Below are 16,069 nucleotides of genomic sequence, written 5' to 3' on the forward strand. Positions count from 1 at the left end.
TGATATAAAAGACCAAGAGAAATGTCAGAGAATTGTCAGCAGGTTGTAAAAGGTTCAGTTACTGATATTTTTGAAATAGACGAGGAATTCTTTATCTCTTTTTAGACCGAGTCTTTCGGCAAGCGATATTATAGTTTTGTTTTCATCATACATCCAGGTAGTTTCTAAAGATCTGAATTTTCTTGCAATCTCAACTGTTGCATTGAACAGAAGATGCTTTACCCCGGAATTCCGGAAATTCTTTTTTATTCCGATTGCAAATACTATCGCTTTATTAATCTTCTTTCTCTTGAATAAAAATTTAATGTAATTACTAAAACTTTTCTCGCCTTTAAATCTTTTTAAAAGAGGATTTATATCAAGAACAAAATGAACAGCAGCCACTGGTTCACCTTTATATTCAACAAACTGAAGTAGATCAGGTGGAGTAACAAGCTTGAGGTGTTTTGAAGCAAACGCATATTCCTCATTACTTACCGGAGTAAAATGCCAGTTATCCGAAAATGCATCGTTAAAAATATTTCTGAGATGTTCAAGATCCTGTTCCTTATTTTTTTCATTAAAGCTTCGAACTGATAAACTTTCCAGTTCAAGATTGAGTGGCTTTGGGAAATGATAATTCAGATAACTATCAGAATTTGGATTTGACCGTGTATGAAGTGTTTCTAATAACTCGAAACCATTTTCTTTTAGTAAAGAATGATAGTACTCAGGATTATAAGTTTGAAAAAAAGTTACAGGATAATCATATTTATCTAACAGTAAACCAAGCTCTGAGTATAGATTTGGATTGAATGGTCCTTCGATTCTCCGGATGCCTTTATTCCGGCAAAATTCTAAAATTACTTTAAATAAAGTTCTGACAGCTTGTGGATTATTGTATGATTCGAAGAAGCCGAAGAAAGCTGTTCTCGTACCAGATTTATCACAATAACTTTTATTAACTGAAAGAAAGATTCTTGAAATAACTTCATTACCAGAATAGCAGTTGAATAAATCGATTGTAGCAAATTTGAAGTATGGATTTCTTCGCGGATCTAAAACTTTTACCAGTTCGGATTTTATTGGTGCTACCCAGTTTTTATCATCTTTATAAATTTTAAACGGAAGAGTTATAAAATCTTTCAGTTCTTCACGTGTTGATACTCTACTAACTCTGTAAGACATTTTCCTTCTTTCTTAATAATTTTTTCAACTACGTATTTATTATAAATAAAAGAAAGATCCTTTTCATGAAGCCGGTCAGCAAATGTTTTATGAGGGATGATCTGGTCAGAAAGTATCTCCGGTCGTTCACGGGGAACAAGTAAATTTCTGTAAGTAATAACAGCTCCATCCATTGCAACTCTGATTGTCTCTTTCAACAAATTCTCAAATACATCTTCCGATATCCACTCAAATATATTTGAGAAATTGAATTTTGATATAGATCCATCCGGAAGCTGTCTGAAGTAATTGTCACAACTGTCAGTTATGATTTGTATTCTGTTCAATCTGCTTTTTATAATCTCAAAATTTTCTTTTCGCAGATAGTATGGAAGACATTCTTCATTGTGATTACCGAGCAGAATATATCTCAGAAAATAATTTTGTTTAATCGGCAATTCGGTCAATGCTCGCTTCGTTTTTTCAGCAAAATGATTTCCAAATGAAAAATCTTCTTTGAGGTATTTGAAGAATGCTTTGTCAAATAGCAAGCTCATCGTTCTTCTGCTTAGCAAAACTTTGGTGAAAAGTTTCCATCGCAAGGTATTCCACTTTCTTTCATACAAATTCACTCTTTCATCTTTGTCTTCGATTTCAAAAAACTTTTTAACTGTTCTTTTAGTTACCAGAAGTCTCATAAAATTTCTTAACAGCCTCATATAATCTTCGTATCGTCCGCAGTGAATAATCCCGCGTTCAATTTTATCAATGTTCTCATTCCAGTATTGATATGCTTCCTCAGATAAAGAATATTTTAATGAATTATAAATTTTTTTTCTGCTTTTAGATTTTTGTACTCCAACGAACTCGAGCACTTCTTCATACGTTAAAAATTTAAATGCTGCAACTTTTAGTTCAAGTAAATAATTCTGATAAGGATTCAAATCCAATGCGATAACAGATTTTGGATCATCAACTAAAAAAGTTAGCAGGTTGCAGCCGCCTGATGTAACTGAGAAGACTACATCATCTTTCTGAATATTGAAAGCCTCTCTGTCAATCTGAGGATCTTCCCAGCATTGTGAATACAGAACTTTACTGAAAACTTTACTCTTTTTTTGTTTGGAAGATTTTGGCAATCCGATTTTTGTATGGACAATTCCCCAATCAATAACTGCCGGAATTCCGATTAATGCAGTTAATAAAAATGATTCGGTAAAATAACCTGCCACAAATCCAGGAATGAATAAAATAAAGAGTGCATTATGTCTTACTCCATCTTTATTCAAATAGATTTTTGGTTTTGTTTTTGCAAATTGTCTTGCACTTTTTATTGAAGGAATGAGTCTCGGAACTTTTTTCAAATAATCGGAATAACCTTCAGTATGAATTTTATGGAATGACCGTTCTTCATACTTAATTAGCTGGATGTAATGTATATAAAACAATATCGGCATCAGCAATCCTGATATTGGAAGAAACAGACTCAAAACAGTTAACGCGAGCAAATCAGAAAAATAAATCGGATTTCTGACAAACAAATATGGACCAGATAAAATAATTGAATCACTCTGAACTTTAAATGACATTACAGTTTTGGAAGAAAGCAGACTTCCAGCCCACATTCTCAAAACGGAAGCCAGTACCATTAATAATGCAGCAAACAAATAAGCATATTTTGAATACTCTTCAATGCCAACTGATCGAAAAATAAAAATGTAGTTTGAAGGGAAATCAGCAAAAAGTATAATTGAGATAAGACAGGTTATAATCACAATTGAAAATGAAACGAATATTCGGGCTTCAAATTCAATCTGATTTATTTTTTCCTTGAGTTTCATTGTACTGATTCCTAATTGTTTGAAATAACATTTAAAACAGAGTGTAAAACTTCAATGCCAACACACTTGCTGTTTATTAACTCACCATCAGACGATAATAATACTCCATCCTGATAATTAAATTCAATATTCTTCACCTTGTGCAGCTCAAAAGCATCAAGATCAATATGTTTTCCGGAATAAATTTTTGAGAAGCTGATATACCTTTGTGATAACGGCATGTCTTTAATTACAAGCACATCGAACAAGCCATCATCAAGTAAAGCATTCGGAGTTAACCTCATTCCACCACCAGTAAACTCACCGTTTGCAATAACAACTCCGATAATTTTTTCATTAATAGTTTTTCCATTAATGAGTATTTGTAATTCATCAGCTTCGTAACTGAATAAAGTTTTTACAGCTTCGAAACCGAAAGCAAATTTTCTCAGGATTTTTTTTGTTTTAGGTGAGATTGTTTTGTTTATAGATCCACCTATCCCAACCTGGAATTCATTTAGAAAATATTTTGGTAAGTAGTTATCATTAAAATGGATTTTACCGATATCAATCGATTTTGTAGGATTTTCTTTAATTAATTTTACCTGAGATGAAAGGTCTGCTGGTAATCCAAGACTTTGAGCAAACCCCTGACCCGTACCAAATCCAATTACACCAAGTGCTACATCCGGATTAATATAAATTCCGTTATGAAAAAAACCATTAATTACCTGGTTAAGTGTTCCATCTCCACCAACTGCGACAATAGTTTCACTACCATTTTCTATCGCTTTTTGTACGAATGAAGTTGCATTTGATTCGGATGTCGTTTCAGAAAAGATATATCCATCACCAAAATAAAATTTTATTTGATGCAGCAACTTTTCTTTTTCTTGCTTTGTTCTCCCACCGGCTGAAGCAGGATTAAATATGATTTGTATTTTTTTGTTGGACATTATTCCTTTTCTCCTGCTTAATTGTATATAGAAGTCAAGACTCAGATGTCATGAAAAAGTCAAAGAGTAGTAAAAGATTTTTTGAATAATTAAAAATATATTGAACATGATTTTTTAGAACCAGAAGCTAAAAATGCGTGCACTGTTCCGGTTGGCGATTCACAGGAAAGATGAGTGCCATTCTCTATCTTTAAAAACTTTTACATCCGCTGATTCCACTTTAAGACCAGTCTCTATTTTACCATCAACAGCAATGAGCAGCGGAAGATCTGTTTTAAGATTTTCGATTTCAAACCGTACACTGTTGCCTTTAAGCAAATCCTAACCTCGGTTTGCATCGTATTGATTGAATTGTCCAGCTAACTAATGATAAAGAATCCAAGATTATCAGCAGAACTTTTACAATTGAATGACAATTCTCTGACAAAAGATGTTTGTTAAATAACTACAATTACATAGGCTAAGATGGATCTGTGAGAGTTAAGCAGATATCTTAACAGTTTTATATTAACAATCAATCGAGGTGATAAAATGAAAAAAACAGCAGCAATACTTTTTGCAGTGATATCATTACTATTAACTTCCTGTGAGGAAAATAATGAATCAGTTGTTGGCTCAACAAGCGATACTTCTATTCCAAATCTGTCATTTGCAGTTGACACTACTTATCTCAATGCCGCAAATAACCAGTTGGTTGCAAAGGGAACCGTAATAAATGCTGGTAACTCAAAGGTAACCTCTCCGTGGTATGTTGAGTGCCAGTTTTATACCAACTCATCAAAGACGACAAAACTTGGAGGAAACTATACACAGATTGGAGTTCCACTTGCTAAAAATGAATCAACGTTTTGGACAATCACTTACTCTTCCTCAAATGTGAATGTAAATGATTATCCGAATTTTGCTGTCGGCAATCTCAGAGGAATTTATAAATGAATTTAGTTAGTTTGTTTTTATAGGAGACTTAAAATGAAAAATAATCAATTGCTGATTATTTGCATTTGCTTGTCTTTATTTTGTAATTATTCATTATATGGACAGAACCAAGAGACTTCAACTAATGGAAAAATAAAATCTAACAGTTTATATTTCGAAGCATTTGGTAATGGCTTATTATATTCTATCAACTATGAACATCTTTTTACAGATAATATGGGCGGCAGAATAGGATTTATGTATTTGCCTTCGTTAAATGTAGTAATTTCTTCTACTAAAGACTTAATTACTATTCCACTTATTTTTAATTATTTCATTGGTGAAAATCATAAACTTGAATTAGGCGGCGGCATCGTCTATGTATCTGCTGGTGAAGTTAATTCTTTATTTGGACTAATGAATGATGATCGTGGAGTATCGGCAGTAATCGGAACCGCAGTTGTTGGGTATAGATATCAGCCAAGAAACAGTGGCTTCTTGTTCAAAATTGGTTTAACTCCTTTTTTTAATAAGCGAGGCGCTATTATTTCGGGTGGAGTTAGTATTGGTTTTAACTTTTGAGATAATGATAACTTTAAGAGTTAAGAATATAATTCAATTTATTAAATCAAATATTATTCAACAAACTGCTTCAAAGTAATATGTGCCGTATCCACAGTTTATTTGAGTGAAGTAATATTAAAAAAGATGATATTATTTAGATAAATAATTTCTTATTTGGCAGAGTAAGGTAACTTAAATATTTAAATGTAAGTTTGTAACAAATTAAAAGTTTTTATGAAGTCAGCGGCGAATAAAAAGGTTTATATCGTCTTATTTTTTTGCTTCAGTCATTCATTTAGTTTTTTTGCTCAGTCTGATTCCTCCAATCGTGCAGAAACTGAGGTACTTCCAATTTTAAGTTACGATACTGATACCGGATTTGGTTATGGAGCTAAGGCTTTTCTTTATAACAAATTTAACATTCAGGAAAGCTTTGATTTAATTCTCTTCAACAGCACAAAGGGGGAACAATGGTATAAAGTTGTTTTTTCTTTACCTGATTTTGAAACCAGACAAGGTACAGAATTTCCATTTGCATTGGATTTAATATTTGAATACGATAAATGGAAGAAATATAATATCTATTATTACGGAAAAAGTCCTTTTGAAAAATCAAATCAGCAAGTTGAATACAATGATAAGTGTGTTTATGAGTTTATTGAAGCAAGAGTCCTGTTTAATCTTGCTCTGAGAAAAGATATAACAGGCTGGTTTGGGATAAAGTTTAATTCAGTTGCATCATATAATTATCAAAGAGATAATGGAATAGATACTACATTAATAGTTGAGAATATCTTTTTAGAAATTCCTTCTGTAAAATATTTATCAGCTAACATAAATTGTAAGTGGGATACAAGAAACAGTTATATTAACCCTTCAAATGGATATGTATTGGAAATGGAACTTGAGTTTGCACCTGATATTTTTAGTGGAAATAATTCTTTTTTCAGAGAGGCATTTATTATTAGATATTATCAGAATATATTATTTGAAAATCTTGTTCTTGCCGGCAGAGCGATGGAGCAGATTTTAATCTCTGAAACCGGCTCGTCACCATTTCTTGCAATACCGGTAGGCGGAAACAATACACTACGCGGTGTTTCAGTCGATAAGTTCAGATTCAAATCTTTATTGCTTTTTAATAACGAATTAAGATATCAGTTCTGGTGGCGTTTTGGTTTAATTACCGGACTGGATATCGGGCATGGATCAAATAAAAATCTTTATACTGAAAAAAGAATTGACTGGATTATTACTCCTGTTATCGGACTTCGTTTCTTTATGGATAATTTTATTGTAAGAGCTGATGTTGGTTTTTATAAAAACGATATCGGCTTTTATCTAAATTTCGGTCACATTTATTAGAAATTTTTAAATCCAATAAGTTTGATCTCGCTTATATTTTTTTGAAGCAAACTGATATAAAATAATACTTATTTATTCAGCACATTTTGATATACACTATAATCATGCTCGCTAAAACAAACAAAAATTATTTTCTCTACAGAGTCTTTCTTCTCTAAAAATATTTTTACTTCAGCTGCTGCAATCTTTGCTGCTCTTTCCAAAGGAAAACGATAAACACCTGTGCTGATTGCAGGGAAAGCGATCGTTCTGATTTTATTTTCAACTGCAAGCTTTAAAGAATTGTTGTAACAGTTTGCGAGTAATTTATCTTCATTATTATTTCCTCCATTCCAAACGGGACCAACCGTATGAATAATAAACTTTGCCGGTAGATTGAATCCGGGAGAAATTTTTGCTTCACCTGTTTTACATCCGCCAAGTTTTCGGTTGAACTCTAATAATTCTGGTCCTGCTGCACGATGAATTGCACCATCAACACCGCCGCCTCCAAGAAGTGAAGTGTTTGCTGCATTAACTATAGCATCAACTTTTAGTTTGGTGATATCTCCAAGCAGAATCTGGATTTTGTCTTTCATTTGTTTGAAATGCTTATATATAAAACCCCTCTTGTAGAGGGGCTTGATGAAACTTCAAATTCCCATCTCTTTTTTTACTTCAGAAAATTTTTCAACAGCAAAATCTAAATCTTCTTTTGAATGTGCTGCAGAGATCTGAACACGGATTCTCGCTGTTCCTTTTGGTACGACAGGGAAGAAGAATCCAATTACATAAACACCTTTCTCAAGCATCTTTGCAGCCATTGTTTGAGCTAATACTGCATCACCAAGCATAATCGGTACAATAGGGTGAATTCCTTCTTTAATATTAAATCCTGCGGCTTTAATTTTTTCTCTGAAATATTTTGTGTTCTCTTCAAGTTTATCTCTTAATCTTGTTGTGGAACTTAACATATCGAAAACTTTTAACGATGCAGCAACAATATTTGGAGCTACAGTATTTGAAAACAAATATGGTCTGGAGCGTTGACGAAGCAGATCAACAATTTCCTGTCGTGCTGAAGTATAACCGCCGCTTGCACCGCCAAGCGCTTTACCGAGTGTTCCGGTAATGATGTCAACTCTTCCAGCAACATTGTTGTGCTCGTGTGTTCCTTTACCGTGTTTACCCATAAAACCAACTGCGTGTGAGTCATCTACCATCACCATTGCATCGTATTTATCTGCAAGATCACAAATTTCATTTAGTGGAGCTATAAATCCATCCATTGAAAAAACACCGTCAGTAGCAACTAAAATATTTCTTGCATTATTTGATTTTGCTTCTTTAAGTTTTTCTTCAAGATCGTTCATATTGCAATTTTTATAACGGTAACGCTGAGCTTTGCTTAATCTTATTCCATCAATTATACTTGCGTGATTAAGTTCATCGCTTACAATTGCATCTTCCTCGCCGAGTAAAGTTTCAAACAATCCGCCGTTTGCATCAAAGCAGGATGTGTAAAGAATAGTATCTTCCATTCCAAGAAATTCAGAAATTTTCTTTTCTAATTCTTTGTGGATTTCCTGAGTGCCGCAAATAAATCTGACTGAGGACATTCCAAATCCCCATTTATCAAGGCTGTCTTTTGCTGCCTGGATGATTTCCTTATTATCAGCCAATCCCAGATAATTATTGGCACACATATTTAACACTTGCTGACCGGTTGTTACTTTAATATGTGCACTTTGCGGAGTAGTGATTATTCTTTCTTTTTTGTAAAGACCTTCCTTTTCAATTCCTGAAAGAATATCCGAGTAATGTTTTTTTGTTTGCTGTTTCATAATAATTCCTAAGTTTTAAAAAGAATTGAAGAACACTGCAAAATTAAGTGCAAAAATTGTTTTTAACACTGATAAAATAATAAACTAAGAGATATTAAACTTATCTGATTATTTTTTTAATTTGTAATGCAATTTTTAATAATCATTGTTCGTATGAATCGGTATTGCAGATTGTGATGAGATTACACTCCCTTCAATTTCCCTAATTAGATTTTGGGGGTGATGAGTTGATGATTTTAATAATATAACATCAATTAGAAAGCAATTAGACCTGACACCGTATCACGCAAAATATTTTGCATACGAGCTCACAAAAAAAATATCTTCTGATAATGTTCAGAAATTTGCTTCTACACTGCTTGATGCACAAGTTGACTTGAACCCTCACCAGGTGGAAGCAGCTTTATTTGCTTTCCGATCACCGCTCTCTAATGGTGCAATCCTAGCTGATGAAGTTGGATTAGGAAAAACAATCGAGGCAGGTTTAGTTATTTCTCAGAAATGGGCAGAACGAAAAAGGAAAATTCTGATTATTGTTCCCTCAAATCTTCGTAAACAATGGAATCAGGAACTACAAGATAAATTCTTCTTGCCTTCAATCATTCTTGAAACAAAATCATTCAATAATTTTATCAAAGAAGGTAAGTTAAATCCGTTTGATCAGACGTATATCATTATTTGCTCATATCAGTTTGCCAGAAAACAAGAAGCTTATATAAAGCACACTAAATGGGATTTGGTTGTTATAGATGAAGCTCACCGTTTAAGGAATGTTTATAAGCCTTCAAACAAAATAGCGAACTCAATTAAGTCTTCAGTTGCTGCCTGTCCTAAAATTCTTCTAACCGCCACACCGCTGCAAAATTCTTTATTGGAGTTATATGGGCTTGTCAGCATAATTGATGAATATTCATTCGGAGATCTGAAAAGTTACAAGAATCAATACTTAAGACTAAATGATGATTCTATTTATGATGAACTTAAATCAAGACTGAAACCTGTTTGTATTAGAACTCTTAGAAGACAGGTGCTTGAATATGTAAGGTATACAAACCGCATCCCGATTACACAGGAATTTTATCCAACTCCGGAAGAGCAGAAGCTTTATGAATTAGTATCTGATTATTTGCAGAATGAAAAACTGTATGCCTTACCTCCAAGCCAAAGATCATTGATGACTTTAGTTTTACGAAGATTGCTTGCGTCATCGACTTATGCAATCTCTGGAACATTAGAGGCTTTAGCTAATAAGCTGGATACCATAATCACTGAACAGTCTGCTGAAAATAATCAGCTTGAAGAGAACATCTCGGATAACTATGAAGAATTTGATGAATTAAAAGATGAATGGACAGAAGATGAAGAGGGTGATGAAGTAAAAGTTTATACTCCTGAAGAAATAGAAGAGATGAGAGACGAGTCAAATAAGCTTAAAGAATTTTTTAATCTTGCTTACTCCATCAAGAAGAATTCTAAGGGTGAAGTTTTACTAACGGCACTAAAACGGGGCTTTACCGAAGCAGGAAAATTAGGGGCAAATCGTAAAGCTATTATCTTCACTGAGTCAACACGAACACAAAAATATTTATTTGAACTGCTTGAGCAGACAGAGTTTGCAGGAAAAATTGTATTGTTCAATGGTTCCAATAACGACCAGAAATCCAAGGCGATCTATAATCAGTGGTTTACGAAGTATAAAGGAACAGACAGAGTTTCTGGTTCTAAGAGTGCGGACATCAGAGCTGCAATAATTGATTATTTCAAAGATGATGCAGAGATTATGATTGCTACAGAAGCAGCGGCTGAGGGTGTTAACCTTCAATTCTGTTCACTTGTAGTAAATTATGATCTTCCCTGGAATCCACAAAGAATTGAACAGCGAATCGGAAGGTGTCACAGATACGGACAGAAGTATGATGTGGTTGTTGTGAACTTCCTGAACAAAAGTAATGCGGCAGATCAAAGAGTTTATCAATTGCTGTCTGAAAAGTTCAAATTATTTGAAGGTGTATTCGGTGCAAGCGATGAAGTGCTCGGAGTGATTGAATCGGGAGTGGATTTTGAAAAACGCATTGCAAGCATATATCAAAATTGCAGAACAGTTGAACAGATTGAGTTAGCATTTGATGAATTGCAAAAATCATTTGAAGAACAAATAGATGAAACAATCAGTAGAACAAGACAACAATTACTTGAAAACTTTGATCAAGAAGTTACAGAAAAGTTAAAAGTCAACCTTAAAGCAAGTCGAGAGTATTTATCAAAATATGAAGAGTGGCTATGGGATTTAAGCAGATATTATTTGGCAGATTACGCTCACTTTGATAATAAAGAATATTCTTTCTATCTAAAGAGCAATCCCTTTCCAGAGGAAATAATTCACCCTGGACCCTACCGAATTGGTAAAGATATAAATGATGCAAACATATACCGCATTGGACATCCGCTTGCGCAAAGAATAATAAATGAATGCAAAAGAAACCAAACTGATAATGCAGAAATTATATTTGATTATTCTGGAGTGCCTGATAGAAAAATTACAATTCTAGAGCCCTTCATTGGTAAATCAGGATGGTTATCGCTATCACTTTTATCAATATCTTCATTTGAAACTGAAGAACATTTATTGTTTTCAGGAATAACCAATGATGGAATTGAATTAGACCAGGAAGCTATTTCAAGAATGTTTACCCTGCCAGCACAAATTGTTCAGACGCCCATTTATGAATCTCAGGAAGTTCTGCGAATAATAAACCAAATCAGAGAGAAACTAAAATTGGGTATTATGCAGACTAATGCTGAAAGGAATTCGAAATTTTTTGACCAGGAAATGGAGAAGCTTGATGATTGGGCTGAGGATAAAAAGAATAGTCTGGAGATTGAGTTAAAAGACTTGGATAAAGAAATAAAACTCTGTAAAGCAGAATCAAAGAAGATTCTGAATCTTGAAGAAAAGGTTGCAATGCAAAGGCAAATAAAGGAAATGGAAAAGAAGAAAAATGAATTACGATTGGAACTATTCAAATCCCAGGATGAAATAGATAATGCGAAAGAAAACTTAATAAATGATATTGAAAAAAGATTAAAACAGAATACTGTTTTAGACCAATTATTTTTAATTAAATGGAGTTTAATCTAGGAGGAATTATGAATGATAATCCTGACCAGGAATTATTAACAAGAATTTCTGATAAAATCCAAGGCGCAGAATTATTCACACCTGATGATCTTGAAACTTTTCGAACAAAAATTTTGAACAATTCAATGACAACAGAGGATCTTATTTTATATTTAGAAAATAAAATTATACTGGACAATCAACCTAATGGGGGTGGTAATGAGTAAATTACAGAGCATTAAGTTGGAATCCTTAAAAGGAGCTACGAACGAAATTGTTATTGATTTTGAGCCCAGAACAAATCTAACAGTTATTTATGGTGAAAATGGAACTGGCAAGACATCTATTGTTGATGCTTTTGATATAGTGTGTAATAATAAAATTGGTTCTTTAGAGACAAAAAGTGTTGGAACTCAGAAAGGAAAATATTTAATTGCTTTAAGAAAAAGAAGACAAGATTTTAAGGTATCATTACAGTATCATCATAATCAATGGCAATCGAGTCTTGGAAATAATTTTCAACCAACTACAATAGGCCCTGATAATAAACCCCGAGTTTCAATTTTATGGAGAGAAAAAATTCAGGAGTTTATTTCAGCACAACCTAATAAAAGATATGAAGCGATTAAATCATTTATTGAAACACCCAAATGTGAAAGAACAGAAAATCTTATAAATGAACTTAAGAAATCAAATGAAGAAAATTTAGAAAATTCCACAAATGCTTTGGTGGAAGCCGAAGAAGCGCTCAAAAACCTTTGGCAGTTGGAAGGTCAACAGAATGATGATTATCTAACTTGGGCCCAAAGTAAAATTTCACGTAGTACTGAAGAATTAGAAAGCGAAATATCCCGTTATAAAAATATTATAGAATTAACTTCTTCGACTAAATCTAAAAAACAGATATTTGACAATACAGTTAATTCTGTTACTGAGGTAGCAGAGTTATTTAATGCTACTAATCGTGAGTTCGAAAATAAAGCTGTTGGGATGGAGCAAAATATCTCACTTTTGATTGACTTGTTAAATGATGCGGAAAAATATATAGAGCTTACTAATGTTTTAGAAAATTGTCCAGTATGTGAACAATCTGTACAAAGGGGTGACTTGTTGGAACGAGTTAAGAGCAGACTAACTTCAAAAAGTGATTTAGTTATATTAAAAAACGATCTGATCAGACTTGAAGGGAGAAAAAATTCAGCTCAGACTCAATTACAAAGATACCAGGATGATTATATTGAATCTGCAAGTAAACTATATCGATCAGTTAGAGATTTTACTCCTCAAGAATTAGTCGATAATCAATTCCAAATATCAGAGTACTCTGCCTTAGATGAATCCTCACAAAATACAATTGAAGAAAAAATAGAAGTAACATCTTCACTTTTAACGAAAATTGAAGAATCAATAACATTGATGAATAATAAAAAAGATGAATTGATCGCGAATAAGAATCAGATAAACGCTATAACCAACCATCTAAACACTATTGAACAAAAGAGGAATACTGCTGAACATTTGGCATTGATGAAAAATAAGATTACTGAATTATATGATATATTTGTTGAAGAACGACAGCTCTATGTAAAAAGATTACTTGAACTTATTTCAGATGATATTGATAGAATGTATTCTAATATTCATCCAAATGAAAATATTGGCAGGATTAAACTTACTCCCGAACGACGTGCTTCAATAGAACTAAAAGCTATGTTTGAAAATCAGGATGATATTTTACCACAAGCCTACTATAGTGAATCGCATTTAGATACTCTTGGTATATGTCTATTCATTGCTCTAGCAAAACTTTTCCGCGACGAAGACACTATATTGATTTTTGATGATGTTATTACATCTGCTGATCAGATTCATCTTACAAGATTCTTAAGAATGTTGGAGGGTGAACTTGGACATTTTCAACACACAATAATTACAACTCATTACCAGGTGTGGAGGGATAAATATAGATATGGTGGAGGAAATAACGTACAGACAGTTGAGCTACTAAGATGGACTTTTGATAGAGGAATAAGACATACCAAAACAAAGTTGTACATTGAAGAGTTGAATCATTATCTTAGCCAAGAACCAATGGATAAACAAATTGTAGCTTCCAAATCTGGAATTTTTCTTGAGTTAATTTTAGATAATTTAGCTTTGATGTACAGATGTAAACTTCCAAGAAAGGCCGATCCATTTTACACCTTAGGTGAGTTTATGGGAGCATTTGACTCAAGTTTGAAAAGAAGATTGAAGGTTGAAATTGTTAATGAGGGGGACACTAACCAAGAAATTCAACTAGCCTCCTGTTTTAATGTGCTTCCAGAAGATAGTCAACTTCGTAATGAGGTAGGGTGCCACTTTAATACTATTGGCGAACATTTCTCTGAAGATGATATTCGTATTTTAGCTAATAACACAATCACTTTTGCTGATGCACTAATTTGCGCTGATTGTGGCGAGTTCCCCTACAGAAAACGATCAGGGAGTTATTACGAATGTGGTTGCAGCAAAAAGCGATTACATCCTTTTGCCGATTAGAGAGTAGTGACTTAATACTTCTAAAGAAAATTTAATTTAATTAGAGAGAAAAGTAAATGAACCTTAAAAAAATTGAACCTGAAGATTTCTCTGCATTTCAAAAAGAAATTGAAAAAATTCGAAATACAGTTGACAGGACATTAAATCTGTCCTGGTTTTATATGTATGCTCGCTTCAGGATGACCCAAGGAGAATTTCAAAGTACATTCAGTGTTGATGGTCGTAATGATGGTGGAATTGATTGTTATTTCAAAGAAGGTAATACTTTTTATATCATTCAATCAAAGTATCACATTAAGAGTCAGAAAGAAAGTTCTGCTAATATAAAACAAGAACTACAAAAAATTGAAAAAACAATCGTTGCTGAAAACACTAATAAATCTGCTGAAGAGTTTATTAACGGTTTACGTAGAGAAGTAAAGAATGATAACTTTTACCTGGAAATAATATGGCTCACTACCAATGAGATTACTGAAAAGGTTAGGGCTGAATCACAAGAATACTTGGATAAAATTTTAAGTAATCGAAGTTGGGAAATAAATGCCGAGATAAATTTTATTGATCGATTTGCACTTGAGGGAGTTATTTATGATATAAAACACGGCTATGTTCCCCATACAGGTAAAAAGTCTCTGAAAATTGAAGCTGGTGAATATATGAAGATAGGTAAGGATCGAAATAATATTGAAGGAATAGTATGTAACATTAAAGCGAAAGAAATTTTAAGCTGGTTTAATTCCGCAACTGATATCAATACATTTTTGCAAAAGAACGTGCGTGAATCAGTTGGAGATAAATCGACAATCAATAAAGCCATTCGAAGAAGTTATAAAGAAGATCCTACATTATTCTGGTATAAACACAATGGAATAATTGTTTTTGCTGATTGGATCGATATAAATGCACAGAATACAGTCATCAGCATTAGAAATCCTCAGATAGTAAATGGCGGGCAAACAGTGACTCAACTTTATAAAGCATTTGATGAGGATAGAAACTCAAATAATCCAACAAAGTTACTGGTAAGGATTTACAGGTTACCATATGAAGATGCAGAAACTTACAAAAGGAGTATCGACATTATCGCGGCACTCAATACTCAAAATAAAATTAAATCATCGGATCTTCATTCGACTGATCCTCGCCAGGTTATGTTGGAAAATAGACTTGATGAACTAGGTACAAGTTACAGATATTATCGTAAGCGAAGTGATCAGGGAAAAATTTCAAGTCCGAATAATATTTTTATGACGAAATTAGCATTGTATTATTATGTATGTGAGTATCGAAAGCCAGATGAAGGAATTGCGGGAGAGATTGAAACATTTTTTGAAGAACAAAAAAGATATGATGATTCATTCCCCGCATCATTAATTAAAAAACCCTTATCAAAAGGCGTGGATCATATTATATATAATTATGTGGAATGCTGGAATTTACATTTCTTAATCCATAGACATTTTTCCTGGGAAATAACCAAAAAGCAAGAGGAATATTTTTTGTATGTGTCCTGGTATTTATTAGTTGATATATACCAGCAGATTCAGAATTGGAAAGAAAAAGTATACACAGGAACAGGCAGGGAATGGCTTGAATTTATTGATAGTCCAGAGTTTAGAAATGGAATAATAAAATATTCAAAGTTGCGTTATAATATTTATATGAAGATGCTACCAAAACGTGAATTGGAGCCAAGAAATTTTTATAAATCTGTTGAAGGACGTAAAAAATTTCTTTCAAATTCAGGTAACATTAATCAATTCAAATCATTATTAAAAAAATCTTATGAGTTATTTAGAAAGCACAACCAATATTAGAATA

The 16,069-nt window shown here is 33.0% G+C and carries 13 protein-coding genes; 7 read left to right on the top strand and 6 right to left on the bottom strand.

Going from position 1 to position 16,069, the window contains the following annotated elements; translation table 11 throughout:
• Positions 1-54 precede the first annotated feature (54 nt).
• The 4 genes from ROY99_06390 to ROY99_06405 form a co-directional block, all read right to left on the bottom strand.
• Positions 55-1,167 carry a hypothetical protein gene (locus ROY99_06390; protein MDT3696005.1) on the bottom strand — a complete coding sequence of 371 codons (1,113 nt, stop codon included), beginning with the start codon at positions 1,165-1,167 and terminating at the stop codon, positions 55-57.
• The gene (locus ROY99_06395) at positions 1,125-2,987 is read right to left on the bottom strand and encodes a DUF3419 family protein (protein MDT3696006.1); all 1,863 of its coding nucleotides are present in this window, start codon (positions 2,985-2,987) and stop codon (positions 1,125-1,127) included. The genes ROY99_06390 and ROY99_06395 overlap by 43 nt, the downstream gene beginning before the upstream one ends.
• Positions 2,988-2,998: 11 nt before the next feature.
• Complete coding sequence (locus ROY99_06400; protein ID MDT3696007.1) at positions 2,999-3,922, bottom strand: diacylglycerol kinase family lipid kinase; 924 nt, start codon at positions 3,920-3,922, stop codon at positions 2,999-3,001.
• A 159-nt stretch (positions 3,923-4,081) separates the two neighbouring features.
• Entirely contained in the window at positions 4,082-4,240 is a 159-nt protein-coding gene (locus ROY99_06405) for a hypothetical protein (protein MDT3696008.1), read from the bottom strand.
• A 213-nt stretch (positions 4,241-4,453) separates the two neighbouring features.
• On the opposite strand from ROY99_06405, the gene ROY99_06410 reads away from it, so the two are divergent.
• The 3 genes from ROY99_06410 (at position 4,454) to ROY99_06420 (ending at position 6,766) form a co-directional block, all read left to right on the top strand.
• On the top strand, positions 4,454-4,858 hold the full coding sequence (locus ROY99_06410) for a hypothetical protein (GenBank protein MDT3696009.1): 405 nt from the start codon (positions 4,454-4,456) through the stop codon (positions 4,856-4,858).
• Between the two features lie 33 nt (positions 4,859-4,891).
• Positions 4,892-5,419 carry a hypothetical protein gene (locus tag ROY99_06415; GenBank protein MDT3696010.1) on the top strand — a complete coding sequence of 176 codons (528 nt, stop codon included), beginning with the start codon at positions 4,892-4,894 and terminating at the stop codon, positions 5,417-5,419.
• A gap of 216 nt (positions 5,420-5,635) precedes the next feature.
• Positions 5,636-6,766: a BamA/TamA family outer membrane protein gene (locus tag ROY99_06420; GenBank protein MDT3696011.1), complete on the top strand. Its 1,131-nt coding sequence runs from the start codon at positions 5,636-5,638 to the stop codon at positions 6,764-6,766.
• A gap of 68 nt (positions 6,767-6,834) precedes the next feature.
• Here ROY99_06420 and ROY99_06425 read toward each other — a convergent pair whose 3' ends face one another.
• On the bottom strand, positions 6,835-7,344 hold the full coding sequence (locus ROY99_06425; protein MDT3696012.1) for an O-acetyl-ADP-ribose deacetylase: 510 nt from the start codon (positions 7,342-7,344) through the stop codon (positions 6,835-6,837).
• Positions 7,345-7,398: 54 nt separating this feature from the next.
• Positions 7,399-8,589, bottom strand: a complete 1,191-nt coding sequence (locus tag ROY99_06430; protein ID MDT3696013.1) for a glycine C-acetyltransferase — start codon at positions 8,587-8,589, stop codon at positions 7,399-7,401.
• A 391-nt stretch (positions 8,590-8,980) separates the two neighbouring features.
• Between ROY99_06430 and ROY99_06435 the strand changes: the two genes are divergently transcribed.
• From ROY99_06435 to ROY99_06450, 4 genes are read left to right on the top strand one after another with little or no spacing between them, the layout of a single operon-like run.
• Positions 8,981-11,728 (top strand): SNF2-related protein, encoded by a 2,748-nt coding sequence (locus ROY99_06435; GenBank protein ID MDT3696014.1) that lies wholly within the window; start codon positions 8,981-8,983, stop codon positions 11,726-11,728.
• A gap of 8 nt (positions 11,729-11,736) precedes the next feature.
• Positions 11,737-11,934, top strand: coding sequence for a hypothetical protein (locus ROY99_06440; GenBank protein MDT3696015.1), 198 nt, complete (start codon positions 11,737-11,739; stop codon positions 11,932-11,934).
• Positions 11,927-14,248, top strand: a complete 2,322-nt coding sequence (locus ROY99_06445; GenBank protein ID MDT3696016.1) for an AAA family ATPase — start codon at positions 11,927-11,929, stop codon at positions 14,246-14,248. Before ROY99_06440 ends, ROY99_06445 begins: the two co-directional genes overlap by 8 nt.
• A gap of 56 nt (positions 14,249-14,304) precedes the next feature.
• Positions 14,305-16,065, top strand: a complete 1,761-nt coding sequence (locus ROY99_06450) for an AIPR family protein (protein ID MDT3696017.1) — start codon at positions 14,305-14,307, stop codon at positions 16,063-16,065.
• Positions 16,066-16,069 lie beyond the last annotated feature (4 nt).

Source organism: Ignavibacterium sp. (assembly GCA_032027145.1).
Classification (GTDB): domain Bacteria; phylum Bacteroidota; class Ignavibacteria; order Ignavibacteriales; family Ignavibacteriaceae; genus IGN3.